The sequence below is a fragment of the Stenotrophomonas sp. STEN023 genome (assembly GCF_056760135.1).
This window is the reverse complement of the sequence record NZ_JBRREF010000020.1, coordinates 23,208-49,564: the sequence shown is the minus strand read 5'-3', so window position 1 is coordinate 49,564 and position 26,357 is coordinate 23,208. Positions and strand designations below refer to the sequence as shown.

Annotated in this window: 21 protein-coding genes; 6 read left to right on the top strand and 15 right to left on the bottom strand. The window is 63.5% G+C overall.

What is annotated here, in order from left to right:
• Positions 1–24 precede the first annotated feature (24 nt).
• The 9 genes from ACVOLV_RS08285 to ACVOLV_RS08245 all read right to left on the bottom strand — a co-directional run bounded on the left by ACVOLV_RS08285 (position 25) and on the right by ACVOLV_RS08245 (position 13,019).
• Entirely contained in the window at positions 25–1,755 is a 1,731-nt protein-coding gene (locus ACVOLV_RS08285; RefSeq protein WP_481553960.1) for a carboxypeptidase regulatory-like domain-containing protein, read from the bottom strand.
• A complete protein-coding gene (locus tag ACVOLV_RS08280) occupies positions 1,752–3,899 on the bottom strand; it encodes a hypothetical protein (RefSeq protein ID WP_481553959.1) in 2,148 nt (715 codons plus the stop codon). The genes ACVOLV_RS08285 and ACVOLV_RS08280 overlap by 4 nt, the downstream gene beginning before the upstream one ends.
• A complete protein-coding gene (locus ACVOLV_RS08275; RefSeq protein ID WP_481553958.1) occupies positions 3,896–5,044 on the bottom strand; it encodes a BatA domain-containing protein in 1,149 nt (382 codons plus the stop codon). Before ACVOLV_RS08275 ends, ACVOLV_RS08280 begins: the two co-directional genes overlap by 4 nt.
• Complete coding sequence (locus ACVOLV_RS08270) at positions 5,041–5,943, bottom strand: DUF58 domain-containing protein (protein ID WP_481553957.1); 903 nt, start codon at positions 5,941–5,943, stop codon at positions 5,041–5,043. Before ACVOLV_RS08270 ends, ACVOLV_RS08275 begins: the two co-directional genes overlap by 4 nt.
• A 17-nt stretch (positions 5,944–5,960) precedes the next feature.
• On the bottom strand, positions 5,961–6,944 hold the full coding sequence (locus tag ACVOLV_RS08265) for an AAA family ATPase (protein WP_481553956.1): 984 nt from the start codon (positions 6,942–6,944) through the stop codon (positions 5,961–5,963).
• Between the two features lie 16 nt (positions 6,945–6,960).
• Positions 6,961–7,662, bottom strand: a complete 702-nt coding sequence (locus ACVOLV_RS08260; RefSeq protein WP_481547688.1) for a DUF4159 domain-containing protein — start codon at positions 7,660–7,662, stop codon at positions 6,961–6,963.
• Positions 7,663–7,940: 278 nt separating this feature from the next.
• Complete coding sequence (locus tag ACVOLV_RS08255; protein WP_481553955.1) at positions 7,941–9,275, bottom strand: TldD/PmbA family protein; 1,335 nt, start codon at positions 9,273–9,275, stop codon at positions 7,941–7,943.
• Between the two features lie 21 nt (positions 9,276–9,296).
• Positions 9,297–10,931 carry a TldD/PmbA family protein gene (locus tag ACVOLV_RS08250; RefSeq protein WP_481553954.1) on the bottom strand — a complete coding sequence of 545 codons (1,635 nt, stop codon included), beginning with the start codon at positions 10,929–10,931 and terminating at the stop codon, positions 9,297–9,299.
• A 459-nt stretch (positions 10,932–11,390) separates the two neighbouring features.
• Positions 11,391–13,019 carry a TldD/PmbA family protein gene (locus ACVOLV_RS08245; protein WP_481553953.1) on the bottom strand — a complete coding sequence of 543 codons (1,629 nt, stop codon included), beginning with the start codon at positions 13,017–13,019 and terminating at the stop codon, positions 11,391–11,393.
• A 154-nt stretch (positions 13,020–13,173) separates the two neighbouring features.
• On the opposite strand from ACVOLV_RS08245, the gene ACVOLV_RS08240 reads away from it, so the two are divergent.
• Positions 13,174–13,809, top strand: coding sequence for a DUF938 domain-containing protein (locus ACVOLV_RS08240; protein WP_481553952.1), 636 nt, complete (start codon positions 13,174–13,176; stop codon positions 13,807–13,809).
• 48 nt (positions 13,810–13,857) lie between these two features.
• Positions 13,858–15,759: a M61 family metallopeptidase gene (locus ACVOLV_RS08235; RefSeq protein WP_481553951.1), complete on the top strand. Its 1,902-nt coding sequence runs from the start codon at positions 13,858–13,860 to the stop codon at positions 15,757–15,759.
• Between the two features lie 60 nt (positions 15,760–15,819).
• On the opposite strand, the gene ACVOLV_RS08230 is transcribed toward ACVOLV_RS08235, so the two are convergent.
• The 5 genes from ACVOLV_RS08230 to ACVOLV_RS08210 form a co-directional block, all read right to left on the bottom strand.
• On the bottom strand, positions 15,820–17,100 hold the full coding sequence (locus ACVOLV_RS08230; RefSeq protein WP_481553950.1) for a type II toxin-antitoxin system HipA family toxin: 1,281 nt from the start codon (positions 17,098–17,100) through the stop codon (positions 15,820–15,822).
• On the bottom strand, positions 17,100–17,825 hold the full coding sequence (locus ACVOLV_RS08225) for a helix-turn-helix transcriptional regulator (RefSeq protein WP_481553949.1): 726 nt from the start codon (positions 17,823–17,825) through the stop codon (positions 17,100–17,102). Before ACVOLV_RS08225 ends, ACVOLV_RS08230 begins: the two co-directional genes overlap by 1 nt.
• 377 nt (positions 17,826–18,202) lie before the next feature.
• Complete coding sequence (locus ACVOLV_RS08220; RefSeq protein ID WP_481553948.1) at positions 18,203–20,455, bottom strand: TonB-dependent receptor; 2,253 nt, start codon at positions 20,453–20,455, stop codon at positions 18,203–18,205.
• A gap of 17 nt (positions 20,456–20,472) precedes the next feature.
• Positions 20,473–21,693 carry an MFS transporter gene (locus ACVOLV_RS08215; protein WP_481553947.1) on the bottom strand — a complete coding sequence of 407 codons (1,221 nt, stop codon included), beginning with the start codon at positions 21,691–21,693 and terminating at the stop codon, positions 20,473–20,475.
• Positions 21,683–22,069, bottom strand: a complete 387-nt coding sequence (locus tag ACVOLV_RS08210; protein WP_481553946.1) for a hypothetical protein — start codon at positions 22,067–22,069, stop codon at positions 21,683–21,685. Before ACVOLV_RS08210 ends, ACVOLV_RS08215 begins: the two co-directional genes overlap by 11 nt.
• A gap of 136 nt (positions 22,070–22,205) precedes the next feature.
• Between ACVOLV_RS08210 and ACVOLV_RS08205 the strand changes: the two genes are divergently transcribed.
• A complete protein-coding gene (locus tag ACVOLV_RS08205) occupies positions 22,206–23,159 on the top strand; it encodes a helix-turn-helix transcriptional regulator (RefSeq protein WP_481553945.1) in 954 nt (317 codons plus the stop codon).
• 125 nt (positions 23,160–23,284) lie between these two features.
• Here the strand turns inward: ACVOLV_RS08205 and ACVOLV_RS08200 are convergent, their stop codons facing one another.
• Positions 23,285–24,178: an NAD-dependent epimerase/dehydratase family protein gene (locus tag ACVOLV_RS08200; protein WP_481553944.1), complete on the bottom strand. Its 894-nt coding sequence runs from the start codon at positions 24,176–24,178 to the stop codon at positions 23,285–23,287.
• A gap of 281 nt (positions 24,179–24,459) precedes the next feature.
• Between ACVOLV_RS08200 and ACVOLV_RS08195 the strand changes: the two genes are divergently transcribed.
• From ACVOLV_RS08195 to ACVOLV_RS08185, 3 genes are all read left to right on the top strand, one after another.
• Positions 24,460–24,852 (top strand): hypothetical protein, encoded by a 393-nt coding sequence (locus ACVOLV_RS08195; RefSeq protein WP_481553943.1) that lies wholly within the window; start codon positions 24,460–24,462, stop codon positions 24,850–24,852.
• 337 nt (positions 24,853–25,189) lie between these two features.
• The gene (locus ACVOLV_RS08190) at positions 25,190–25,909 is read left to right on the top strand and encodes a hypothetical protein (protein ID WP_481553942.1); all 720 of its coding nucleotides are present in this window, start codon (positions 25,190–25,192) and stop codon (positions 25,907–25,909) included.
• 57 nt (positions 25,910–25,966) lie between these two features.
• The gene (locus ACVOLV_RS08185; RefSeq protein WP_481553941.1) at positions 25,967–26,347 is read left to right on the top strand and encodes a hypothetical protein; all 381 of its coding nucleotides are present in this window, start codon (positions 25,967–25,969) and stop codon (positions 26,345–26,347) included.
• The last annotated feature ends 10 nt before the right edge of the window (positions 26,348–26,357 follow it).

The following is a 26,357-nucleotide window of genomic DNA, read 5'->3' as shown; positions in this document are numbered from 1 at the left end:
GCTCTTTCCAAGCCATCGCTCACTTCAGTCTTGCGCTGCCGCTCCACCTGTTCGCCTGCGCTCAAGCCACCAAAGCAAGGAGGCGATCAGCACGAACCCCAGCAACCAGGGCCAACGCGGCCCCGGCATCGGCAGTGGGGTTGTACGCATTGCACTGCCGCTCAATGCAAACGTCGCATCGCGCATCTGTTGCGCATGCAATGCGACCGCTTTCTCCGGATCCAGCAGCAGCATGCTCTGCCGCTGTTCGCCTGCTTCAACGCGGTGCCATCCAGCCATCTGTGGCCACGCCGCAGCACAGTTGCCAGCGGAAGGGTCGGGCAGTAGTTCGGTATGGCTGCCGTCCTCGGCGACCATCTGCGCGGGAGCGGTCAGTCCGCAAAGGCTGATGCGTTCGCCACTCCATGCCCAGGCGGGCAGCTGCAGCGTTGGCGAATCCGGAAGTGATCGGGCCACGCTCGCCAATGCCGCGTTCCACAGCTCGGCGTGCACGTCGGCGTGGCCCGAGAGCACCAGCGCATAGCTGTCAGTAATCGGCAGCACGCCAACCCTGCCCAGGCCAAGTGCGCGCCAGCCACCTATCGCGCTGCCGTCCGCGGCGCGCAACAAGGGCACCACATCAGCGCTGCTGAATTCCAGATTGAAGCGCTCGACCGTGAGCACAGCCTTGTTCTGCTCGGCATCGATAGTGCTGCGCAGCGTGACCGGCTTGGTCTGATCGCCGCCGCGTGCATCCAGGCCCCATTCGCGCAACGCGCGGCGAGCGCTGCCATCGAGGGCACCGCTGGTACGGACCAGCACACCCAGTCCGCCGCGTATCGCCTCGGTGATCGCCGCACGCTGTGCGGATGACAAGGCAGCGAGCCGGCGCTCATCAAGCAGCAGCAGGTCCAGGCGGGCGAGACTGGCAGCATCGAGTGAGGCCGGCGCATCACCCATCTGCAGACCGCCACCGATCAACATGCTGGTCTGCAGCGTTGCGCCGATATCGTTGCCCCAACGTTGCAGATACTTCAGCTCAGGGCCAGGGGCACCGGCGAGCACGCGGATGCTGGGAGCTGTGCCTGCGCTCACACGCACGGGCACCGGAAGTTGGTCCAGCACCTTGCCGCCGGCATCCAACACGCGCAGCGTGAAAACCACATCGCCGGGCTCGCGCGCGCTGGCACGCAAACTCGCCCGGCCTGCTGCGTCAACAGCGCTGATATCGACACGATGAGCGGCAGGGTCCAGCAGTTCTACGCGTACCTCAGGCATGCCCTGCACGCGACTGTGCACGGTGAAGGCCGCACCCGGCGCGAGCAACGGCGGCGCCTGCAATTCCACCAGCCCTCGCGGCGCAGCGGTTGGGACAAAGCGCAGCGGCGGCAGCGCGATATCGCGATCACGTGCTGGCAGGCCCTGGCCGACGATCACCAGCTCGCGTGTGCCTGGATGCTGCCGTAGCGCGGTTGCAAGATCCGGCACTGCCGTCGCAGACGCCAGCGCCGCTGCTTCCGGCAGGCGCACATAGGTTGCTGCCGGCACGGCCGCAACCTCCGCCGTGCTTGCGCCGGCCGTGGCAACCACCAGCGTTCCCGCGCGACCGGAGCGCGATGGTGGATACAGGGTGAAGTACAGCAACACAGCGGCAGCAAGCTGCAGCAACAACAAGGCGGTGAGCCGCGGTGTGCGCGGACGTGGCGACAGCGCGAAACGTAGGCTGCCCAGCACGACGGCCAGTGCGATCAGGACGAGCGGGAGCCAGGGCGTCATCGTGCTGGCTCCTGCGGTGCCGAGAGTGCTTCAAGGTAGCGGCGACCTGCGGCATCCGCTGCATCGCGGCGCGCGGGCGGCCCGTCGGCGCGACGCAGGGCCGGCCACAGTTGCGCACGCAGTTCGTTGCGGCATGTGCGGCAATCGGGCTGCTGACGCAGCGCGTCTATCGCTGCGACGACGTCCAGCGGATCGGGCACGGCGTTGGGATGTGCGTCCAGCCAACGCGACAAGGCATCAAGATCGATGTTCTCGTCGGTGGATGCCAATGCATGCCACGCATTGGCGACGACGGCATCACCTACAGGACGCGCCGCGAGCTGCACAGTGCGATTGCCAAGTCCATCGCGCTTGCCGGTCATGCGCCGCGCCATGTCGATGGGCGGTAGTTCACTGCCCACGCGCGCCAGATAGATACGCTCGGCCTGCTGCACCTGCTTGATGAAGGCCAGGGCTTTGTAGGCGTATGGCAGTGCCTGATCCGGGTGGCCCTGGCGCAGGTGGCCCTCGGACTGCCACATCTGGTCGAGCGCGGATTTGAGGATGGCGCGGGTCTGCGGATCGAGCAGGGTGGCGGCCTCGGCGTGGTCGTGGGTGTGGCCGTACTCGGACAGCACGTCGGTGGCGCTGCCGAACACCGGCGAGCTTTCAGCTGCGCCGCCGTGGTCGTGACCATGTCCATCATCTTCCGCGTGATCCGCATGTCCTTCGGCGCCTGCTGCATCGCTGGTCGGCAGGTCGCCGGTCGGCGGTGCCTTCGCACCACCCTCGGCTTCTTCGCCGAGGAACTGGCCGTAGCGCAGGCGCAGGATGCGCTGGTCCACACCGATCGCATCGGAGCGCTTGATGAAGGTGTCTGCATCCAGACTGCCACGCTGCTTGAGCAGGGCTTCGGCGTCGATGATGATCTGCCGCTGGCTGCGGAAGTAGGCCGGCATCACCTTCTTGATCGCGCCTTCCAGATCGCTGGCCTGCACCTGCTGTTCGCTGGGCAGGCGCAGGATCAGGCTGGCGCTGCGCGCCTCCTGTGGCTGCGGGCTGCGGTTGTCACGGACGCTCAGCCGCGCGACTACTTCGTCACCCGGCTCAAGGCCTAACGCAGCCAAGTCAGCGCTGTAGGCAAAGCGTCGCGCCGTCGCCGGGCCGCTGCCACTCAGCGTCAGTTGGCGTTGCTGGAAGCTGATGTTCTCGCCGCTGCCTTTTGCCGTGGTGATATCCAGCGTCGCGGCGCTGTTGACGCCGAAGTCGTCACTGGCTTCAAAGCGCAGCTGCCACATGCGCTGACGCGGCGCTGCCTGGTTGAGTGTCTGCGCTGGCTCGATGACCTTGACCTGTGGCGGGCGGTCCACCACCACATCGAGGCGATAGGCGCGTCCAGCAGCTGCCATCGCCGGTTCGGTCTGGATGCGGTACAGGCCTGCACGCTGCAACACCTCGCTACCGCGCCAGTAATCGCCATCGCGCTGCAATGCTACCCGGCGTCCGTCGTGGAACTGTAGCCACGCTTGCTGCGGTTGTGGTGCGAACTGCAGGCGCCACTGCAGGTGGCTGCCTTGCAGGGCGCGTGCATCGAGCTTGTCGCCGGAGCTTGCTGCCTGGCCGCTGTAGGCAGGGGGCGTGATCTGCAGCCAGCTGCCGCGCAATGCAGGGGTGCTGTCCGTCGCGGCAGTTTCGGTAGCGCTTCCACCAGCGGTGACCGGAGCGTTGGCTGTAGCGCGCGGCCACAGCAGCGCAGCACCTGCGATCAGCGCGGCAGCCAACAGACACAACAGCAGTCGCTGCCAGGGCCAGCGAGGACGCAGGTCCGGCGGATTGCTCTGCAGGCGCTGCTCGATATGGCGGCGCTGGCGTTGCTGTAGCGGGTTGAGCGTGGGGGCGGTGGCGAACAGCAGGTCGGCGCTGTCCTCGAAGCGCGGATGATCGTTCAGACGCGCGACCAGCCAGCGCGCATCCAGGCGTCGCGCTCGCCAAACCGCGATGCCCGCAGCAACCAGCAAGGCCGCCGTCACGGTGATGTAACCGGCATCGAAGCCGAAGATGCGCGTTGCCAGCACGCTGACCGCCAGGGCCAGCGGCAGTCCGGCGGACAAGCCGATCAGCAGCGTGCGTCGCCGTGCAGCGCGCAGCAGCGCAGGCGCGTTCATGCCTGGCCTCGTCGACGCGGCGCGCTGGCCAGCCAGCGCTCAAGCAGGAACAACAAGGCGATTGCCAACAGCAGCCAATGGCTCAGCTCGGTTGCAGGCTGTGGATACGGCGTAGTGCCGGTTTGCGGCTGCATCGTCGCTGCCAAGGCGCGTCGCGGCGTGGGTGCAGCCTGCAGTACCGAGCGCAGCCCGGCGGGGAATTCGGCATCAAGCAGCACCGGCAGGCTTGCCGGCTGCAGCGGCGCCGCCCAGCGCAACCATTGGCCGTGCGCCGTACCAATCTGCTCGATTACCAGCACACCGTTGGCGTCGCGCCATAGCGGGGTGCGCTGCGCATCGGTGGGTACCGGTGTACGTGCATCCACCAGCAGGCGGCCACCGCGCTGCAGCCATGCACTGGTATCGGCGGGCAGCGGCTTGGCCGACAGCCAGACATGCAGCTTGTCGTCATCGTTGAACGCCGCAGTGTCGTCGCTCGCCTGCGGCTTGGCTGTGCGCCATGCGTTGGCAACCGCATCGAGATAGCGCACGCCTTGCTTGCCAGCTTCGTCGTGACGGATCTGCAGCTGCGGGGGCGCGATGACCGTCGGCTTCTCCGTCGCGCTGGTCTGCTCCAGCACCTGCCACCGTACCGCGCGTGACAGCTGCGGCCGTTGCGCGTCCAAACCATCAAGCGCCGACGGGACAACCACGGTGAGCGGGGCATCGGCCGGCAGGCTGGCGTCCAGCTCCCGCAGCAGGCTGGACAGTGGCTGTGGGCCTTGCGGTACTGCTGTGTTGTCGATGGACGGGAAGCCAGCCGCCAGCCATAGCCACTGCGCGTCGGCATTGCCAACGCTGCGTTGGGCGGCGGCAAGGTCAACCCCGGGCACTACGGCGATGCGCGGCTGTGTATCAGGCACACCCGTCAGTGCCGGCCGTGCCAACAGTACCGCCAGCAAGGCAAGCAACAGCAGGCGCAGCATCAGCAGCGGCCACTCGTCGAAGCGGATGCGGCGGCGCGGACGCGGCTTGGACGACAGCCAGCGCAGCGCGGCGAAATCGATGATGCGCTGCTCGCTGCGGCGGGCGAGGTGGATCAGCAGCGGCAGCAACAGTGCCGCCAATGCGATGAAGCCGGCCGGGAACAGCCACAGCAGACTCATGCACCGCTCCCGGCACGGCGCCCGAACAGCCGCTGCAACGGCGCGTCGATGGCTTCATCGAGATAGGCGGTGTCATGGCGGATACCGGCGGCCTGCAGCCGTGCGTCCAGCACGCGCTGTGCTTCCTTGAAGCGGTTCAGGTACTCGCCACGTACGCTCGCGCCATCGCTCAGCAGCTCATCGCCGGTTTCCGGGTCACGAAAACGATGGCCATCGCGGAACGGGAAGTCACGCTCTTCCACCGTCAACAGCTGCAGGTGTATGACGTCGCGACCGGCCTTGGCCAGGCGCTCGGCCAATTCAACACCTGCGGCATCAAAGCCATCGCCGATCATCACCACCAGGTCATTGCTGGCGATGCGTTCCCACAAGGAAGACAGCTTCTGTTGTGGCGGCCATTGCCCTGCAGCCTTCAATCCATGCAGCTGCAGGTGCAGCCGATCACGTTGGCGCAGGCCGTTGCCGGCTGGCAGCAGCTGCACGCCATCACCGCCAAGTGCGATCAAGCCGAAGGCATCGCCTTGCTGCATCGCCAGCTCGGCGAGGCAGGCGACCAGTGCCTTGGCCGCGTCCAGGCGCTGCCAGTCGGGCCGTGCCTGATCGGCCTGTGCCATTGAGGCGCTGGCGTCGAGCAGCAGCCAGACGGTGATCGGGCTTTCGCGTTCGGACTCGCGCACGAAGAAGCGGTCCGAGCGCGCATACAGCTTCCAATCGATCTGGCGCAGTTCGTCGCCGGGTTCGTAGGCACGGTACTGCGCGAATTCCAAGCCGGCGCCGCGGCTGCGGCTGGCATGTGCGCCGATGCCACGGTTGCCGCTGGCCCGCTGCGGCCACAGCCGCAGGCTGCGCAGGCGACTGCGCACATCGGCGGGGATCAGCGGTGGCGTAGGGGCGGCCATGTGCAACGTCGCGTCGATCAGGCCGGGAACGGCACCGCGCGCAGCAGCGCGGCGATCACGTCATCGGCGCTCTTGTGCTCGGCCTCGGCGGCGAATGACAGCAGCAGGCGATGGCGCATCACCGGTGCAGCCAATGCCTGCACATCTTCGCGGGTGGCGGCGAAACGGCCCTGCAGCAGGGCGCGCGCCTTTGCGGCAAGCACCAGTGACTGGCCGGCACGCGGACCGGCACCCCATTTGATCCAGTTGTTCACTTCGGCAGGTGCGCCGTCGCCGGGGCGGCTGGCGCGGACCAGACGGGTGATCCAGCTGAGCAGGTCGGGGCTGATATGCACTTCGCGTACCGCGGCCTGCAGTGCCTTCACCGCTTCGGCATCCATCACCTTGGGCACCATGCCGCTGTGGCTGCCGGTGGTCTGGGCGAGGATGTCGCGCTCTTCGGCTTCGCTCGGGTAATCGACGCGCACGTGCAGCAGGAAGCGGTCGAGCTGCGCTTCCGGCAGCGGATAGGTGCCGGCCTGTTCGATCGGGTTCTGCGTGGCCAGCACGAAGAATGGCGAGGGCAGGGCGTATGTCGTACCGGCGTAGCTGACGGTGCGCTCCTGCATCGCCTCCAGCAGTGCGGCCTGGGTCTTGGGCGGGGTGCGGTTGAGTTCGTCGGCCAGCAGCAGGTTGGTGAAGATCGGGCCCTGCTGGAAGCGGAATGCGCGCTTGCCGGTGCCATGGTCTTCTTCCAGCAGCTCGGTGCCGAGGATGTCGCTGGGCATCAGATCGGGGGTGAACTGCACGCGCCGGAACTGTAGCTCAAGCGCCTGGCCGAGCGAGCGCACCAGCAAGGTCTTGCCGAGGCCGGGCGCGCCTTCCAACAGGCAGTGGCCGCCGGCCAGCAGGCCGATCAGCAATTGTTCGACGACGTCATGCTGGCCGACCACGGCCTGTGCGAGCGCGCTGCGCAGCTCGTTCAGGCGCGGCAGCAGGGAGTCAAGATCGGGGGCGGTCATGCGGTCACCTGTGGGGTCAATGCGTCAGTGCGTACATCACGATGTTCACGCCGAATTTGGTGTTGTCTTCGGCCAGGAAGCGTTTGTTGCGCCAGTCGTAGTCCCACTCGCAACCATAATCCTTGTTGCTGTAGAGCACGCCCAGCCGGCCATCGATCTCGATGCCCTTGAGGTAGTCGTGGACCAGGTCATCGCCCCAGCCATTGAGTTCGAAGCCGGTGGCCGGTGGACCCTCGGGGAACTTGAAGAAGCTGTTGTAGATGGCGTGGGTGTTGGGCAGTTTTTTCATTGCGCTGGCGCCGAAGATGCTGCGCATCTGTGCTTCGAAGGAGGTGGCGAACAGGCCGTCGATGTCATGGTTGCAGTCATCGACAAAGACAAAGCCGCCGTTGCGCACATAGCGCTCGAAGTTGCGGCGTTCTTCCGGGTTGAACTCGACCAGCTTGTGCCCGGCCAGGTAGCAGAACGGTGCGGCCAGCATCTTCGGGTCGGACAGCGCGATGACGTGTTCCTTGGGGTCCACGCGCAGGGTGGTGTAATCCACCAGCGAGGTGATCAGGTTGGACGGCATGCGCGCGTCCACGTCCCAGTCACCGGAATCGTAGCGCAGGCGGGTGAACCAGAAGTCGTAGCGGCTGGCCTGTGCGCGTGCGATGCCCGGCAAGGCGGCGCTCACCGCGCCGCCCAGCAGCAGGTGAAGGAATTGCGCTCGCGTCAGACGGGGTGCGGACAAGGGCGAAAATCTCAGGATGCTGAAAGCCCCTCTCCCGCCTGCGGGAGAGGGGTTGGGGTGAGGGCGCTCTTGAAGCACGTAGAGCAAGAGCTTCCCCTCATCCGCCCCTTCGGGGCACCTTCTCCCGCAGGCGGGAGAAGGGTTGGAGCAACTGCAACTGCAACTGCTAAAAGCCGAAGCCGAAGCCGAAGCCGAAGCTAAAAGCTAAAAGCTAAAAGCTAAAAGCTAAAAGCTAAAAGCTAAAAGCTAAAAGCTAAAAGCCCTTACACCGCATCCGACAACGACGTAAACGTAAAGTCACGCAGCTTCATCGGCGGGATCATCATCACAAAGCTGGACTCGTCACCGGCCACACGCACCGGCTTGCCCAGCTCGTCGATGTTGTTGAGCATGATCACCGGCGATTCGTTGAAGCGGAAATTCTTCACCGGGTGCTTGATCTGGCCGTTCTCGATGTAGAAGGTGCCGTCGCGGGTCAGGCCGGTCAGCAGCACGGTCTGCGGGTCGACCATGCGGATGTACCAGGTGCGGGTAACCAGGATGCCTTTCTCGGTGCCACGCACCAGTTCGGCAATCGACTTGGTGCCGCCGCCCATCAGCAGGTTGCCGGCGCTGGCCTTGGCGGTCTTGCCCTGCTTCTGCGCCCAGTAGCGCGAGTAGTCCAGGTTGGCGATCTTGCCGTCTTCGATGATGGCGATGCGCTCGCGCGGCATGCCTTCACCGTCCCACGGCAGGACTGCTGCGTCCGGATGCCACGGATCAGCGAACAGGTTGACCTTGCTGTCGTAGACCTGTTCGCCCAGCTTGTTGCCGCCGCCCTTCTTGGACAGGAAGCTGCGGCCTTCATCGGCCGAACGTGCGCTGAAGAAATTCATCATGAAGCTGATCAGGCCAGCGGCGGCTGCCGGCTCCAGGATCACCGTGTACTTGCCCGGCTCCAGTGCCTTGGCTTCGGCCGATTCAGTGGCCTTGCGCTTGGCGATCTCGATGTCCTGGTCGGCCTTGAAGTCGGCAGCATTGGCGAGGTTGCGGCCCACCCAGCCCGAGCCGCGACCGTCTTCGGTACGCACGGTGCAGGTGTAGTTGAAGTTGGTGGTCTTCTGGTAACCGAAGTTGCCGTTGCTGTTGGCGATGGCAACGAAACCATTGCCGTCTTCCAGGAAGCCGGCAGCGATCAGGCCGTGGCCACGGCAGGGCGCGATCGAGTCTGCTGCCACCTGGGCGCGGAAGTCCGGGGTGATTGCCGCGGTCGATTCGCTGAAGGTCGGGGTCGAGCGGTACTGCTGCTTGCCGATGGCCGGCATGAACTCCGGGTTTTCCGGCGCCAGCTTGGCCAGGTCCTCGGCACGGCGCACCACGCGCTCCAGCGAGGCGTCGTCGAACTCATTGATCGAGGCGGTGCCGACGCGCTTGCCAAAGGCAACCTGCACGGCGAGTTCGGCGTTGCTGACGATGCCGCTGGTGGAGACGTTGTTCAGCGCGAAACGGATGTTGCCGTCGACCGAGCCTGCCAGCGTGGCGGTGCATTCATCGGCCTTGGACAGCGCGATGACCTTGTCCAGGATGGCCTTGGCTTCCTGTTCGGTGAAGATGATCATGGTTCAGAAGCTCCTTGACGATCAGCCGAGGCTGCGCGCGGTATTGATGACGTTGATGCCGTCGAAACGGGCGGTGGACGAGCCGTGCGACACGGCCGAGACCTGGCCCGGCTGGCCCTTGCCGTCGAAGAACGAACCGCCCAGGCGGTAGTCGCGTTCGTCGGCGATGGCGCTGCAGGCGTTCCAGAATTCCGGCGTGCGGATCTGGTAGGCCACGTCCTCGAGCATGCGGGTGATCTGGCCGTTCTTGATTTCATAGAACAGCTGGCCACCGAACTGCGCGTTGTAACGCTGCTGGTCGATGGAGAACGAACCGTCGCCGATGATGTAGATGCCGTTCTCGACGTTCTTGATCATGTCGGCCACCGACAGCGGGGTCTTGCCCGGCGCCAGCGACACATTGGCCATGCGCTGGAACTGCACGCTGGACCAGGAGTCGGCATAGCAGCAGCCATCGGACTCGGTCTTGCCGAGGATATGCGCCTGGTCACGGATGGTCTGGTAATCGACCAGCTTGCCGTCGCTGATCAGGGGCCAGCGCTTGGTCTTCACGCCTTCGTCGTCGTAGGCAACCGCGCCGAGCGAACCCGGCTGGGTCTTGTCGGCGAAGATGTTGACCTTGTCGCTGCCGTACTGGAAGCGCGCCTCGCGCTTGTCCAGGGTGGCGAAGCTGGTGCCGGCGTAGTTGGCTTCGTAGCCGAGCACGCGGTCCAGTTCCAGCGGATGGCCGACGGCTTCGTGGATGGTCAGCCAGGTGTGCGACGGGTCCAGGATCAGGTCGTACTTGCCCGGCTTCACCGACGGTGCCTTGAGCTTTTCCTGGGTCTGCTTGGCGGCGGCGATGGCGTCTTCGCGCATGTCATAGGACTGGCCGTAGACAGTGACGCCGTTGGGCAGCACGGTCTTGCCGGAGGCGTCGCCATCCAGGTATTCGTAGCCCAGGCCCATCGGCGAGGACAGGCCGGCGCGGGTGCGGAACTTGCCGCTGGTCTTGTCGATGGCGGTGACGGTCATCGGTGCCCAGATGCGGTGCACGTCCTGGTCGATGTAGGAGCCGTCGGTGGAAGCGAAGTATTTCTGCTCGTTGACCAGGAACAGCATCGAGTTGACGAAGCTGGCGCCGGCAGCGAGCGCTGCGGCATTCACGCCCAGCAGCAGATCGGCCTTGTCCTTGATCGGCACTTCCATCGCGTTCTTCTTGATCGGCGTGCGCCAGCTGACTTCGCCGTAACCCGGTGCCTTGGCGAACTGCACCGGCGCGGTCTGCACCTTGGCATTGGCCTTGGCAATGGCGGCGGCCTGCTGCGCGGCCTTGACCACACCCGCCGGGCTCAGGTCATTGGTGGCGGCAAAGCCCCAGGCACCGTTGACGATGACGCGGATGCCGGTGCCGGTGGATTCGGTGTTCACCACGTTCTGGACCTTGTCCTCGCGGGTGATGACGAACTGGCGCAGGTAGCGGCCTATGCGCACATCGCAGTACGTGGCACCGGCGGCCCGCGCGGCATTGAGCGCGTCATCGGCCAGGCGCTTCTTGATGGCCGGATCGAGTGCGGTCAACAGTTGCTCGGCAGCGATGGCCTTGCCGAAGAAGGACGGCACCATCAGGCCGCCAGCGGTAAGCCCGGTCAGGGCTAGGAAGTCACGTCTCTGCAAGGCTGCTCTCCACGGGGCAAGGCCCGCGAGGCGGGCACTACGGCAACAAACGACGGTGGCTTCGCGGTGATCTGCGAACTGTTTGATTTTTGCGTTCAGGTGTTTGCAGCGGTAGTGACTTTAGGCATGGAAGAGCCAAATTTCTTGAGACTTCCTGCGAAAGGCGACCCCTCCCCAACCCTCCCCTTCGCTGCGCGAAAGGGAGGGGGCACAAGCGAAGGTCGTCGGCAGCTCCGCGATTGCACGGACTGCTCCCTCCCTTGAACGGACCGCTCCCTCCCTTTCGCGCAGCGAAGGGGAGGGCTGGGGAGGGGTGTGCTCTTGCTCTTGCTCTTGCTCAGGCTCGCGCTTTGCCTTTGCCTTTGGCGGTTGCGGTTGCGGTTGCGGTTACTTTGCTTTGCTTTGAAAGCCCCTCTCCCGCCCGCGGGAGAGGGGTTGGGGTGAGGGCGGCTCTATGCCTTACCCCAACGACCGCGCCGTATTGATGATGTTCACTCCATCAAAGCGCGTGGTCGCCGAACCGTGCGATACCGCCGACACCTGCCCCGGCTGGCCCTTGCCGTCAAAGAACGAACCGCCCATGCGGAAATCGCGTTCATCGCAGATCGCGCTGCAGGCATTCCAGAACTCCGGCGTCCGGATCTGGTACGCCGCATCCTCGACCATGCCGGCGATCTCACCGTTCTTGATCTGGTAGCAGAGCTGCCCACCAAACTGCGCGTTGTAGCGCTGCTGGTCGATGGAATACGAACCGCGGCCGTGGATGTAGATGCCGTTCTCCACGTCCTTGACCATCTGCGCCGGGGTCAGCGGCGTCTTGCCCGGCGCCAGCGACACGTTGGCCATGCGCTGGAACTGCACGCTCTTCCAGGAGTCCGCATAGCTGCAGCCATGCGAGGCGTTCTCACCCAGGATATGCACCTCGTCGCGGGTGGCCTGGTAGTTGACGAGGATGCCGTCCTTGACCAGATCCCACTGCTTGGTCTTCACTCCTTCATCGTCATAGCCCACCGCACCGAGGCTGTAAGGCACGGTCTTGTCGGCGGTGAAGTTGACGATGTCGCTGCCCCAGCGGAAGCCGGCTTCGCGCTTGTCCAGCGTGGCGAAGCTGGTGCCGGCGTAGTTGGCTTCGTAGCCGAGCACACGGTCCAGTTCCAAAGGATGGCCAACGTTCTCGTGGATGGTCAGGAACAGGTTGGATGGGTCCAGCACCAGGTCGTACTTGCCCGGCTTCACCGACGGCGCAGTGAGTTTGGCGCGCGCCTGCTTGGCGGCGGCGATGGCATCTTCCACTGGATCGTAGGAATGGCCATAGGCCACCACGCCGCCCGGCAGCTGATGCTTGTCGGCGGCATTGCCGTCCAGGAACTCCCAGCCCATGCCTGCAGGCGCGGACAACCCGGCGCGGGTGCGGAACTTGCCGCTGGCCTTGTCGATGGCGGTGGCGGTGAACGGCAGCCAGATGCGGTGCACGTCCTGGTCGATCCACGAGCCATCACTGGAGGCGAAGTACTTCTGCTCGTTGACCAGGAACAGCTGCGAGTTGATGAAGTTGGCACCGGCATTGATCGCCGCTGCATTGATCGACAGCAACAGATCGACCTTGTCCTTGACCGGTACCGCCATCGCGTTCTGGCGGATCGGCGTCTTCCACTGCACCTCGCCCACGCCCGGCGTCGGCGCCAGCTGCACCGGCTTGGTCTGCACCTTGGCATTGGCCCGGGCAATGGCCAACGCCTGTGCAACAGCGGTTGCAACACCCTGCGCAGTGGACTGGTTGCTGGCGGCAAAGCCCCAGGCACCATTGACGATCACGCGGATGCCAACACCGGCGGACTCGCTGTTGGTGACGTTCTGCACCTTATCTTCGCGGGTGACGATGGCCTGGTTGAGGTAACGGCCGATGCGCACGTCGCAGTAACTGGCGCCGCCCTGCTTGGCCAGCGCCAGCACGGTGTCGGCCAGCAGCTTCTTCTTGGCCACATCGGCCGGGGCCAACAACTCCTCGGCAGCAATCAGCTGGGCATTGGGCAGCATGAAACCCGCGAGGCCGAGGCCGGAGAGCGAAAGAAACTGACGGCGTTGCATGACGGGCGGAACTCCAGAGCCAGCGATGCAGTGCATCGCACAAGACCATCGAATCTCGTTGGCGCGGGGGTAAATGCACAAGTGACCATGGTCATGCATGGCCGTAAACAGCCACTGCGGCACAATCTGCTTCGTATCCTCAGGCCACAGAACCATGACCAGCAAGCCGTACTCCGAATCCTGCGAGCGCAACCGCGCGCCCATCCTGCAGGTGCTGCAGCAGCATCTGGGTCAGGCCTGCACTGTGCTGGAAATCGGCAGCGGCACCGGCCAGCACGCTGTACATTTCGCCGCTGCGATGCCGTGGCTGCGCTGGCAGGCCAGTGATCACCGCGATTACCTGCCCGGAATACGCCAGTGGCTGGATGAGGCGGCGCTGCCGAACACGCCCGCGCCGCTGGAACTGCAGGCGGTGATTGGCGAAGGCCTGCAGCCTAGGCCGGTCTTGCCCGTACATGACGGCGTGGCCGCCTTCGATGCCGTGTTCAGCGCCAACACCTTGCACATCATGGGTTGGGAACAAGTACAGGCCCTGTTCGCCGGGCTGCCAGAGTTGATGGCGCCCGACGCGCTGTTCATCGCCTATGGTCCGTTCAACTACAACGGCGCCTTCACCAGTGACAGCAACCAGCACTTCGACGGCTGGCTGAAGGCTCGTGACCCGCGCTCGGGCATCCGCGACTTCGAGGCGGTCGATGCCCTGGCACGCGCGCAGCAGCTGGAGCTGTGCGAGGACATGGCGATGCCGGCCAACAACCGTTGCCTGGTATGGCGGCGGATGCGCGCTTGAAGCCGGGCGGGCTAGGATGCGAAGACTTCAGGCGAGGGGCGGGGCGTGATGCAGGGACGTAAGTGGTTGGTGGCGATGGTGCTGGGTCTTGCTCCGCTGGCGTGGCTGCAGGCGCAGCCGCTGGATGCACGGGCAGCGGCGATGCAGGTGCAGGCAAGCTATCCGGGCGTGATCGAGCTGGAGGTGGATGCCAGCGACGTTCAGCGGCGCATCCAGCGCGTGCATCAGCGCATTCCGGTGTCGGCGGGTGAGCTGACGCTCTGGTATCCGCAGTGGATACCCGGCAACCATGCGCCTACCGGCCCGATCAACCAGATCGCTGGGCTGCTTATCCGCGGCAACGGCCAGACGCTGCAATGGACGCGCGACTCCGGCGACATGTACGCCTTCAAGCTGCAAGTGCCCGAGGGTGTCAGCACGCTCGATATCGAGTTCCAGTACCTGTCGCCGACTGCCAGCGACCAGGGCCGGGTGGCGATGACGCCGAACATGCTCGACCTGCAATGGCATCGCGTGCTGTTGTACCCGGCCGGCTATGACGCACGCGGCATCCAGGTCAAACCCAGCCTGCGTCTGCCGGAGGGCTGGCAGAGCGGCACGGCATTGGATGTCGCGCAGCGCAGCGGCGGTAGCGAGCAGTACGCGCCGGTGTCGCTGATGACCTTGATTGATTCACCGGTATTCGCCGGCCAGTATTTCAAGCGCTTCGCGCTGGACGAGGCATCCAAGCAGCCGGTGTGGCTGGACGTGGTCGGCGAGAATCCACAAGGCCTGCAGGCCGATGCCAAGGTGCTGGACGCGCACCGCGCGCTGGTGCGCGAGGCCGACGCGGTATTCGGTTCGCGCCCGTACACGCGCTACAACTTCCTGCTGGCGGTATCGGACGTGTTCAGTGGCATCGGCCTTGAGCATGCGCAGAGCAGTGAGAACGGCATGCACGACGGCTACCTGCGAGGCGAGCGGCCCTTCCTCGACAACGATCTGCTGCCGCACGAATACGCTCACGCCTGGGTAGGCAAGGCCTGGCGCCCGCGCCCAACCTGGGTGCCGCATTACAACGCACCGATGCACAACGACGAGTTGTGGATGTACGAAGGCCAGACCCAATACTGGGCAGTGGTGTTGGCTGCACGCTCCGGGCTGTGGAAACCGGACTACGCGATGGCGATGCTGGCCCAGCTGCAGGCCAACTACGCCACCCAACCGGGTCGCCAGTGGCGCGATCTGCACGACACCGTGCATCAGGGCATCCTCGATTTCAATTCCAAGCCGCAGGCGTGGGCGGATTGGCAGCGTGCGTTCGAGTTCTACAACGAGAGCACCCTGCTATGGCTGGGCGTGGATGCGCGCCTGCGCAGGCTGTCGAAGGGCAAGGTCACGCTGGATGATTTCGCCAAACGCTTCCACCAGGGCGGCAAGCAGGGCGAGATACGTCTGTACGACCGTGCCGATGTGATGCAGGGCTTGGAGGCTGTGCAACCCGGCAACTGGGATGCCTTCATCGGCAGCCGCTTGGATGCACGCGATGGCAAGGCGCCGGATGGTTTGGCCGCTGCCGGCTGGGAGCTGTACTTTGACGACCAGCCGAATCTGGTGGTTGCAGATGGTGAGGTTGATGGCGCTACCGATCTGCAGTATTCGCTGGGTTTTAAGGTTGGCAGCGATGGTGTGTTGCAGGCCGTTGGTTGGGACAGCCCTGCATTCAAGGCGGGCTTGGCCAAGGATGTGACGATTATTGCGGTGAACGGCTTGGCCTACAGCGGTGGCCGGATCAAGCAGGCGCTGATCGATGGCAAGCAGAATGGCACGCCGATCGAGTTGATCGTGCGGCAGGCGGACAGCTTCCGTACCGTGCGTATCGATTACCGCGAGGGGCTGCGGTATCCGCATCTGCGGCGGATTGCAGGGACGGCGGATCTGTTGACGCGGATTTTGGCGGCGCGGCGTTGAATCGCACCGATGGAAAGATGAAAGCGCCCTGCGGGGCGCTGGCTCTTTGATCCAAAGATGCTAAGCAGCTTCCAGTTTGCTGATGCAGCGATTGCAGGAAATGCGTATTTCTTGCGCCAGAAGATCAAGCACGGGGTGTTCGATGCCCTCGGCGAGCATTGCTTGTTGCACCTGTAGTGCGGCATCCGGCAGCGTGAGGCACATCACAGTCAAAGTCTGTAGTGCCGATGCAGGGTCCAATCGCATGGCTGTTGCGGTCGCCTGCCAGTCTTCCGGGCGGATGTCCCACCAACGGTAGTGGCTGCCGATTTTCATCGCCATCTTGATCTTGCGCTTCTGCAGATGCGGATAGGGAAGGGCGCTGGAGATGTCATATAGCGGGGCAAGTCGCACATTGCCACCTGCGCCGAACAACAGGGAGTAATTCTTTGCGTGCGCATCTGTGCCGCCGATCAGGTAGTTGAAGGCCAGCGCCTGAAACAGTGTTTCCACGTCGGTGTGGGGTTGCGAAGAGTGGTCCCATAGCACCTTGGCTAGCTGAGCTGGCCCGGGGCCGCCCTGGCTCTGATACTTGATTTGCGGCATGACCCCCAACGCTTGGCAAAAATCCTCCTGATGCACGCGGTGCAGGTCGCCCTGTATTTGAACACGGTCGTAGCGATGAACGCAGATGGCAGTTTCCGTACCAATGCTTATCTTCTCGACTTGCGCCGCTGGAAACCCTATCGCGCGCGCCAGACGCAGGCAAAACATTTCGTTCTCGACAAAACCCTCGTAGTCGCCGCCTGGTGGTTTCAGGATGTGGGTGGTGGGAATGCGTCCGGCAGGAATGGCCCAGCTGCCATCGTCCAGTCGCGTTAGAGCAATTTTCGATTGCGCACCAGCCAAACTGAATTGCCCGACATCATCTACGGTGCGCGCCATGCCATTGTCCTGACGCAAGCGCTGTAGGCGGGTGGCCAACGCTTCATTGTCCAAGACCTCGATCTGATCATCACGACCAGACAAAACGTCCTCCAGGCGATCATCGCTGACGAACTGCACAGCACCAGCGCAATCCTCACCAACGTGCGAAAGAAGCGCCACTGGGTTGCGCGGGGAAACATGGAATCGCGATCCCCAGCGTTGCAGCAGGTTTTCATTGTCTGGCAGGAGACCCCACAGCACCGCCGAGACTGTCGTTGCAGGGTATATCTGTTGAGTGATTGGCAGGCTGAGAGATAGCGGGTAGGCACCGATGGCATCTGCCCAGGTGGTGCTGTAAGTAAGCCTCGGAGCCCCATTTCCATCCACATCAAGCTGACCTGCGACGCGGCCGGATAGCAAGATGTTGAGCACCATTACTTTTCCTTCCCAGGGGATCGTTTTCCTTTTGTCGAGAGAGGCGGCTTTCTCTTTCCCCCCGTCCTGCTCTCTGAGTTTCCATCATCCAATTCACGGATTGAATCCGTGCCGCTCTGAGGGCGAGTCAGTTTCATGATCTGCTCGCGTGCTGCATCAGCGGCACTTTGAGGACGCGTCAACTTCATGATCTGCTCGCGTGCTGCATCAGCGGTACTTTGAGGACGCGTCAGCTTCATGATCTGCTCGCGTGCTGCATCAGCGGCACTTTGAGGACGCGTCAACTTCATGATCTGCTCGCGTGCTGCATCAGCGGCACTTTGAGGACGGGTCAACTTCATGATCTGCTCGCGGGCTGCATCTGCCACGCTCTGTGCGTGGCTCAGGCTCTTCAGCTGGTGATAGTTAGCGGCAATGTTTGTATAAGAAAGTGCGCTGCGGTTGTTTTTGACGATGTCATCAATATTCGGCAGTACCAATGTCGGCTTTTCGTTCTTGGCGGGCGAAGGGATGTCTCGAGCAGAGGCATCAAGTTCAATACCCAGTACATTGAGCGTGCGGAGTACTAGCTGCAGCTCCGCACGTGGTTTGCCTTTCTCAATATCGATGATCCATTGCCGGCTTACGCCAGTTTCCTGGGCAAGCCGTGCCTGATCCCAACCCAGGGCCTTGCGGCGTTGGCGGATCACATTGCCCAGATCAGCGGGGGTCTTGAGAATGCTCATCAGGTAAATGTATGCGATCGGTTACACCATGACAAATGTAGGCGTTCGAAGACATTCAGGCGTGTGAGGAGAAAGTTAGGCGATCTCATCACCTTGGGGTAGCGGCGACTAAAAAAGTAGTCGTTCGAATACATTTGTAAAATGTAATCGAACGAACACTTTGCGGTGCAGATCGAGGCAGGGTAAAGAGCGGGCGATGCTGAAGGCAATACATTTTCCAAAGGGCTTAGCGGGCGGGGGGCAAAGTGAGAAGGCCCGAGGGCGGGATGAGTCAGGCTTTTAAAGCAATGATTCTGCTTGCTAGAAGCTTCCCCTCACCCCAACCCCTCTCCCGCAAGCGGGAGAGGGGCTACTAGCGTCGCTGGCGCTTCTAGGCCTCAATACTCCACCCGATACCCAACCCCAAACGTCCGCCCCTGCGCCGGTACGCTCGACAGCTTGCCGTAGGTCGCTTCCGCCTGCTGCCCATACACCGTCTTATAGTCACGATCAGCGAGGTTGTAGACGCCCACGCTGAAACGCCCACCAGCCAGCGGCAGCTCACCAATAAGATCGAACACCGCATAGCCACGGATCTTCGCCGCCGGTGTGGCGCGGATGGTCGGGCTCACTGCAGCCGCCCGCGCATCACGCCACGCATCATCAGTGCCACCGACGGCCTGGCCCTGCAGGCGCAGCAGACTATCGTTGGCAAAGCGCCACTGACCATGCACGCCAGCCTTCAACGGCGATACGCGGAATGCATTGAGTTCGCGCCACTGGCCGGCCGCATCACGGTACTGGCCGCGGGTGCTGGCGACGCTGGCACCCAGCTCCAGCTGTGCGATAGGCGTATAGCGCAGACTGGCTTCCACGCCGTACACGCGCTCGTCGGTATCGGCCACCGACACGCTGTAGTTGCGGTTGAACTGCACGGTCTTGTCCGAGCGGTTGTAGAACGCGGTCACCGCGCTCTGCAGCTGCGTGTTGTTCAGGCGCCAGCCCAACTCGTAGTTGTCGACCTTGATCGGGCCGATGTTGCGGCTGTCGATGACGAAGTTGGCCGGTACGTCGCGCAACATGCGCTGCGTATCAGGAAGGCTGAAGCCCTGCGAGAAGTTGGCGAACAACTGCTGCGCGTCGCTGAACTTGTAGACCACGCCAGCATTGAACAAGGTCTGCGAATGGCGCACGCGGCCACCGGCCAGCAGCTGCGGCTGATAGCCAGCCACCGCGTCGGCAGTGATCGCCTCGGTGTAGGGCAGTGAATCGTCCACGTTGTTGCGCAGGATCTGGTGGCGCACGCCGGCCTGCACGCTGAAGCGTTCGCTCAGTGCATGGTCGGCCTGCAGGAACAGGCCGGTGGTGTCCACGCGCACATCCGGGCCCATCGCGTACTGCGCGGTCGGCACGTAGTTCAGGCCGTTGCTGGCGATGAAGCGGTTGATGTCGTACATCTGCCCGCGCTGGCTGTCCTCTTCGCGCTCATGGTCCACGCCATAGGACAGCTGCAGGCTGCGACCGCTGATATCGAAACCCTTGTGCAGGGCGCTGCGCAGGCCCCAGACGTCGATGTCGGTGTTGGACTGCATGGCCACATAGGCATAGCCGCCTGGCAGCGCCGGATGCACCAGCGTCGACACCGACGGGAACCAGCGGCCCTGCTCATTGCGGTAATAGGCTTCCACGCTCAGCTCCTGGCCGCCGAACACATCGCGGTTGCGGTACTGCGCATTGACGCCCTGGTGGCGGGTGCGCGGCTGTGCGTTCAACTGCAGGCCATCGACGGCGTTGTGGCTGGGCTGGAAAGCGGGGTTGAACAGTACTGCCAGGCGTGGGCCGTAGTCCGGGCCGTAGTCGCTGTCCTGTTGATCGTCATACCAACGCACGCCCACGCTGAGCTGCTGGGCCGGGCTAAGCGCCCATTCAAGGCGCGCGTTGAGTTCCTTGGTCTCGGTGTCCTGGCGGTCGGTCTGGGCGATCTCCGGGCCGATGCGGCGGCCATGCGCATCCAGCGATGCGCCCTGGCGGCCATAGGCGATACCGAAGGCACCACTGAAGCTGTCACCGCGCACGGTCATGGTCTGCGCGGCGTTCCAGGCCAGGTTGTCGCTGGATACATCCGAAGGCGTGCGCAGGCCGAGCTGGCTGGCCAGCTGCAGCGGCGTATCGCCTGGCTGCAGGGTGATGATGTTGATGATGCCGCCGCTGGCGCCGGCGCCGTACAGCGCGGTGGCACCAGAGATCACCTCGATGCGCTCGATCATGGTCGGCGAGATGCTGTTGAGCTGGCGCGAACCATCGCGTGCGCCGGTCAGTGGCACGCCATCGATCATCACCTGCACGCTGCGGCCACGCATGGTCATACCGTAGTTGCTGGTGGTGCCACTGGCCGGTGCCAGCGACGGCACCAGCTGGCCGAGGATGTCGGCGGTGCTGCGGCCGGCCGCAGTCTGCTGGGCGATCTGCTCGCGTTCGATGGCGTACACGGTGCCGGCGATCTCGGCCACGCTCCGCGCGCCGCGCACGGCGGTGACGCTGACGGCATCCAGCTGGCGGGTACCGCTGGTGGTGTTGGTCTGTGCTGCCAGTTGGCCACTGATGGCCAGGCTCAGCAGGGCGAGCGGAAGCGTTGCTGCGGTATGCCGCATGGTGTCCTCGGAACGTATCAGGGAGAAGAAGGGGAGGGCGCGAAGCGGCGCAGCAGCGGCTGGCACAACAGCAACCCGAGCGCGGAGACGATCGCCAGCGCCACGTAATAAGCGGGGTAACCCAGGCCCTTGGCGAGGAAGCCGGACAGCGCGCCGCCGATGAAGAAGACCAGCAGCTCGAAGCACACCAGCAAGGTGAAATCGGTACCGGCCTGCTCGCCCGAGCTGAGCCGCATGAACAAGGCATACAGGCTGGTCATGGCGACATAGCGCAGGGCGAGCAGGGCGATCACCAGCGCGCCCAGCCCAAACTGCGAGGAGGCAAGCACGCCGCTGTACAGCAGGCCCGCCAGCAGTACATACAGCAGCGTGCGCCACCAACCGGCGTGCATCAGCAGCTGTTCGGCACTGCGCTGCTTGAGCAGCCAGGCCGCGCCGATGGCGGCCAGCAAGCCAACGCCGGCACCGCCCACCGAGATCAGCAGGCCGATCTCGGTCAGGCTCCACTTCTGGTCGACCAGCAGCGGATTGACCATCGCCATCGCCGGTGCCTCCACCATGCGATACAGCACGATCAGCAGCAGCGCCCAGCGCAGCTCGGGCCGGCGCAGCGCACGCAGCACGCTCGGCCGCTGGCTGGCCGCCGGGCGCGGCACCTCGTTGATCTGCTGCACGGCGAACAGGGTCAAGGCACTCATCGCCGCCAGGCTCAGCAGGGCCACGTTCCAGCCGCGGGTTTCGTACAGCCACAGCACGCCTGCGCCGCCGACCATGCTGCCCAGCGCCACACCCACACTCTGCGCCATGCTGCCCAGGCGGTGCTCGGCCGGTGCCAGTGCTTCCACCGTATAGCCATCGATGGCGATGTCCTGGGTGGCGGCAATGGTGGAGATCCACATGCCGACCAGCACGAATACGGTCAGGCCATGGTCCAGGCCGGTGAAGGCCAACACCAGGATGCCGACCAGCAGCAGCAACTGGGTCAGCCACAACCAGCTGCGGCGACGGCCCAGGGCTGGCAGATGCCAGCGGTCCACCAGCGGTGCCCACAGGAACTTGAATGCCCACGGCAGGTACAGCAGCGACAACATGCCGATCCAGCGCAGGTCCACGCCCTGGCTGCGCAGGATGGCCGGCACCGCCACGTTGTAGAAATACAGCGGCAGCGCATGGGCCATGTACAGCACCACGATGACGCCCAGGCCGAAACGCGAGGCCGCGCCGTGCTCAGTGCGCATCGGCCTGCTCCAGTTGTTGGCCGACCCAGCGCATGCCATCGGCGTCGTCGCTGGTGACGTAATAGGGCACGCCCCAGGCTGCATGCAGGGCCGGTGTATCCAGCCGCTGCTGCTCGGCGGCGCTGCTGGCAATGCGCACCAGGCCCTTGCAGTAAACGCGGAAGGCCGGCTTGTGCTGCTTGTACCAGACCGCCTGGATGGCGCGGTAGTCGTCACTGAAGCTGGCGCCAGGCACCGTGCTGGCGATGAAGTAGAACGGCGTGGCGGCCGCGATCAAATCCTCCACACGCTGCAGCCAGTGGCGGATCTCGTCCGCGCTGACTTCATCGTGGAAGACGGCGCGGACCACGGCCGCCTGCTTGATCGTCAAACCCATTGCCACTGACCTTCACTGAATACGGGGAAGGGCCGCCCATACGCGACCCCTCAAATAAGAATAGTTATCAATACCATTGAAAGTTTAGGCGCAGCGAAGGAAAATTTAGGCAGGACCACATTCCGGGATGCCATGCATGCAGGTTTTCACCTGCGCCGAGCTAATGACCGCAGCACACGCGCTGGGCGGGCAGGTTGATTTCGATGCCGGCATGGCCGACGCCACGCCGGTGCTGGCCGGCTGGCAGCAGGTGCACGCGCTGGACGATGGCGTGTCGCTCTACCTGAGCCGCAGCCGCGACATGGTGGGCGGCTGCAGCCACAACCGTCTGGCACCGGGCATCACAGCCGGTTTCCTGGTGGATGGCGAGGCCGACGTTGCCATCGGCACGCATCGCTTGCGGCTGGAGGGCAGCCATCGGCGCATGCCGACCATGCTGGTCCACCTGCGTGAGGAAGACAGCTTCCAGCGCCATTGGCAGGCGGGGCGACAGGAAGGCAAGGTCAGCCTGCACCTCAGCGGTGACTGGTTGCAGCGGCAGCTGCAGGCCGATTCCAGTGGCAGCGCCCGATTGGTACGCGTTTGCCGTGGCCACGCCGACAACCATGCATGGCGGCCACCGGCGCCGTTGTTGCAGCGGGCGGCGCAACTGCTGGAGAACAAGGCCGGTTCGCTGCCATTGCTGCGCCGTCTGCAGCAGGAAAGCTTTGCCCTGGAGCTAGCGGCGGACGTGCTGCAGACACTGGCCAGCGAAGGCAATGAAAAGCCCTTGGGCGCACACCTGCAGCGCTGCGTCACCCGCCTGCAGCAGTGGTTGCACAGTGGAGAGGCCGACACACTGAGCATCGCGCAGATGGCGCGCCAGCTCGGCACCAATGCGGTGGACCTGCAGCGTGGCTTCCAGCGTTGCCATGGCCAAAGCATCGCCAACTACCAGCGCGAGCTACGGCTGGAACGCGCCCGCCAGGCACTGCTGCGCCAGCACGTTCCCGTGGATGTAGCTGCCGCCATCGCCGGCTACGCGCACACCAGCAGCTTCAGCGCCGCGTTCAAGCGCCAATACGGCACATCACCCTCGCAGCTGAAGTAGCATCCGCTGTCCGGCTGTTTGCAGGAGCGGCGTAAGCCGCGAAGCCGAAGAGCTCGGGCCGATCGAACCAGACACGATGCGAAGCGGCTATCCAGAAAAGCGACGCTTTCACCCGCGCAACTGAATCAATCCACCGTCCGGTCAACAAAGTCCCGCGTATACGGCAGCACTTCAAGGCTACGCCGATCCACCTGCGCCAGCACTTCGCTGAACCCATGAGCAGGCTCCCAATCCAGCGCCAAGCGAATGGCGGAATTGTCATACACCCGATCAACGACCGACGGCAGCGGCCAACCACGGCGCTCGTGCTCGGCCACCAACTCGGGGCAGCGCAGGCGCAGAACGTCCACTGCATTGCGTCCCAACTGCTCAAGGTCTTCGCGCCGAAATGGCGTAGAGCCGCTGACGACGAAACGATTGAAGGAACCTACCGGCAGCGCCAACGCCGCCACATGTGCATCAGCGACATCGCGGACATCGATACCGCGATGCAGGCGCAGCACCGACATCTGGTCCGCAGGCTGCGGGAAACAACGCGACATGCGGATGACACTGCGTGTCAGCCCCGCACCGGACCAGTCAGCCAGGACCTGCTCGGCTTCCAGCTTGGTGCGGTGGTACACCGTCTTGGGCTGCGGCGTCACGCATTCGTCGATCCACGTGCAACCTTGCTCGGCGACAGCATCGCCATAGAGTGCGGTGGTACTGGTATAGACCAACTGCTTCACACCCGCCTGCTGCGCAGCCTCCAGCAATTGCTGCACACCCGCCACATTGACCCGCTCGAACTCGCGATCAGATACCAAGCCGACATGCGGCGCATGGTACGAAGCGGTGTGGAAGACCACATCGACACCCTGCAATGCCGAGTGCAGCAAGCGACTATCGGTGAAGTCACCAATAAGCGATGAGCAGGAGAAAGGGGAGCGGTCGAGACCAACGACCTCATGGTCTGCGGCAACCGCGTTGTAGATTGCGCGGCCAATCCGGCCTGAACTACCGGTGATAAGAGCTTTCACGGAAAAGTGCGTCTGGCGCCCGGGATCTGCCGGGATGGGGGCATGGTAAATCGCTGCTGCATCTGCGGCTAGATGGGGGAAAGCACACCTATACGTCGCTGGCCGATAGCGGGCAGCCGGAGGTTTATCGTACGCTGAACCTGGTTTCCTACTCCTACTGCTTTCGCTTCTCTCACAGAGCGCGGTAGGGTGCTCAGGTCAGCGGATGCTGCAGTTTTGCACTTGGCAATTCACTCAAGCCGAACCGCTGCGCGGGTTGGCCAATTCCAGAGGTTGGTGTCATGAGGAAACTGGTACTGCTCATCTTGATCCTGCTGTCCCCCACCGTATCCGCATCAAGACCGATCATGGAGGATGAAGTACTAGCCTGTGTAAATGATGGAACGCCGGCCAAGGCGGGGGAAATGCACACCATCTCCTTCAGCAACGGCTACGAAATGGATGTCCTGCGCCCCGGCACGCTCATGTCGATGGCGGTTCTAAAATCGTCGGGGGCATACAGCGCAACATTCAAAGTGAATGGCTTGACCATCCAGAAGATCGACTTCAACTTCAAGGACTACCCCGATTCGAATGCCTGCTTTACCTATGACAACTCCAAGGAGTACTGGTCAATCAGCAGGACCCCTCGTGACGTGTGTTACGCCTGTTCGCTCAAGCGGCGGGGCAACTGAAAATGCGGTGCTCCGTTGCCGCGTAGCGGCCCGGGTTGATCGGCGGTAGCAGACATACGCTTCTGGCCGACAGTGATCACATAGCAGGACGGAAGCTTAGAGGTCTTTATCGGGGCCAGGGCCTGTCTCCGACCCAACGTCGACGTTCGTATGTCTGTTGGATTGGGTCCGGGGTGATCACCAAGCCCGCCGTTGGGTCTGCCCATACCTTGGCTTGCAGGCTCGCCGTAGCCGCCTCAAGGTCGATCTGCATCGGGGGAAAGCCCCCATATGGTGCATGGCGAATCAGCCTTGTTGCCGGACCCAACGTAGCAGTTTGGATTGCGCTGGAAGACTCATGCACTACTGGAACAATGAAAATTTTGAGGGCCTTGCATCGATCGCGGTTGGATTGGCTGCGTGGGATGAATTTGCTCACCTCGCTGAGTACTGCCGTCTCCGCGAGGCAGGCCTGCGGCGAGAAGCATTTGCCGCACTCGATACCTTCCTGTCATATGCTGAGACGTGGGAGCGCGAGAAGTCTCAGGACGCTGTGAATGCCATCCTGACGCTTCACTTCCGCACCCCGGGTTGCCATCAGTTTCTTGCACAGCCGCTGATGAAACGCTTTGTGGACCCTGTTCTCCAGCGATGGCTGGAGCACGATCCCGATTCCACCGCCCCGGTGCGGTGGCTGGCGATCCTCCGCCAGGACCCGCAACTACTTGGCAGGGTGCTATCCGTGGAACCAGGTGACGTGGCGATTCGGCGCATGCTGATTGCCAAACGGCTGGGTTCGGTTGACTACGCGACCCATCATTTGAACGAAGGTTTCCTAATAGGCAACTTGGATGAGGCCTTGGAAGAGCTGCGGCGAGCATCCGAGCTGATTGAGGGGGCAGCGGATCGTGAATCGCTCTCCGACCTTGATCGTGAGGCGAGGCAGTATGGGCAGATGCTTTTTGATTGGCAGGCGTACAAGGCTCGACCGGTAGGCAGCTTTACCGAATGGTGTGCGGCGAGGGGCCGGGATTATCATTGGTCAATCACTGTGTACTACGGCGGGGGCGCTACGTAGCACTTCATTGAATGCGAGCTCGCGTCGCGGGCTGGAAACCCAGGGGTTCGGCAGGGGATGAAAATATTTCGTCGTCAATTGATCTACGTTCAAGTGCACCAGGACCACTTCATTGCTCGCGCCGTCGGTGGAGAAAGAACAATTCGTCGCCAGTGCCACGCTCTTGGCAATCGGGCGGGTCCAATCAGCAACTTCGCGACCACCCGGTCTCAGCTCAAGGCAATCTTCTCGGAACTCAAGTCCGGCTTCTCGCTCCTCAGGCCATGGGCGCTTCTGCACTTTGATCCAGTCGAGTACCCGATCACAAAGGAAGAGCTCGCTGAGTTCCAAAAGGCTGCCGTGCGCAGCGGGGTAAGCTTCTGCTGGCTCTCCACTTGGGAACAGCATTACAAAGACAAGGATCTATTGACCATCTTCGGGTGGGGGTCGATTCAGTAATTCACTCAAG

Bases quoted from the DNA above. Each gene is read 5' to 3' on its own strand.
- ACVOLV_RS08225 (WP_481553949.1), bottom strand. From the start codon at position 17,825: ATGAGCATTCTCAAGACCCCCGCTGATCTGGGCAATGTGATCCGCCAA.
- ACVOLV_RS08205 (WP_481553945.1), top strand. From the start codon at position 22,206: ATGCAGGTTTTCACCTGCGCCGAGCTAATGACCGCAGCACACGCGCTG.
- ACVOLV_RS08220 (WP_481553948.1), bottom strand. From the start codon at position 20,455: ATGCGGCATACCGCAGCAACGCTTCCGCTCGCCCTGCTGAGCCTGGCC.
- ACVOLV_RS08210 (WP_481553946.1), bottom strand. From the start codon at position 22,069: ATGGGTTTGACGATCAAGCAGGCGGCCGTGGTCCGCGCCGTCTTCCAC.
- ACVOLV_RS08275 (WP_481553958.1), bottom strand. From the start codon at position 5,044: ATGAGTCTGCTGTGGCTGTTCCCGGCCGGCTTCATCGCATTGGCGGCA.
- ACVOLV_RS08215 (WP_481553947.1), bottom strand. From the start codon at position 21,693: ATGCGCACTGAGCACGGCGCGGCCTCGCGTTTCGGCCTGGGCGTCATC.
- ACVOLV_RS08265 (WP_481553956.1), bottom strand. From the start codon at position 6,944: ATGACCGCCCCCGATCTTGACTCCCTGCTGCCGCGCCTGAACGAGCTG.
- ACVOLV_RS08280 (WP_481553959.1), bottom strand. From the start codon at position 3,899: ATGAACGCGCCTGCGCTGCTGCGCGCTGCACGGCGACGCACGCTGCTG.
- ACVOLV_RS08255 (WP_481553955.1), bottom strand. From the start codon at position 9,275: ATGATCATCTTCACCGAACAGGAAGCCAAGGCCATCCTGGACAAGGTC.
- ACVOLV_RS08245 (WP_481553953.1), bottom strand. From the start codon at position 13,019: ATGCAACGCCGTCAGTTTCTTTCGCTCTCCGGCCTCGGCCTCGCGGGT.
- ACVOLV_RS08190 (WP_481553942.1), top strand. From the start codon at position 25,190: ATGCACTACTGGAACAATGAAAATTTTGAGGGCCTTGCATCGATCGCG.
- ACVOLV_RS08270 (WP_481553957.1), bottom strand. From the start codon at position 5,943: ATGGCCGCCCCTACGCCACCGCTGATCCCCGCCGATGTGCGCAGTCGC.
- ACVOLV_RS08285 (WP_481553960.1), bottom strand. From the start codon at position 1,755: ATGACGCCCTGGCTCCCGCTCGTCCTGATCGCACTGGCCGTCGTGCTG.
- ACVOLV_RS08235 (WP_481553951.1), top strand. From the start codon at position 13,858: ATGCAGGGACGTAAGTGGTTGGTGGCGATGGTGCTGGGTCTTGCTCCG.
- ACVOLV_RS08185 (WP_481553941.1), top strand. From the start codon at position 25,967: ATGAAAATATTTCGTCGTCAATTGATCTACGTTCAAGTGCACCAGGAC.
- ACVOLV_RS08230 (WP_481553950.1), bottom strand. From the start codon at position 17,100: ATGGTGCTCAACATCTTGCTATCCGGCCGCGTCGCAGGTCAGCTTGAT.
- ACVOLV_RS08240 (WP_481553952.1), top strand. From the start codon at position 13,174: ATGACCAGCAAGCCGTACTCCGAATCCTGCGAGCGCAACCGCGCGCCC.
- ACVOLV_RS08195 (WP_481553943.1), top strand. From the start codon at position 24,460: ATGAGGAAACTGGTACTGCTCATCTTGATCCTGCTGTCCCCCACCGTA.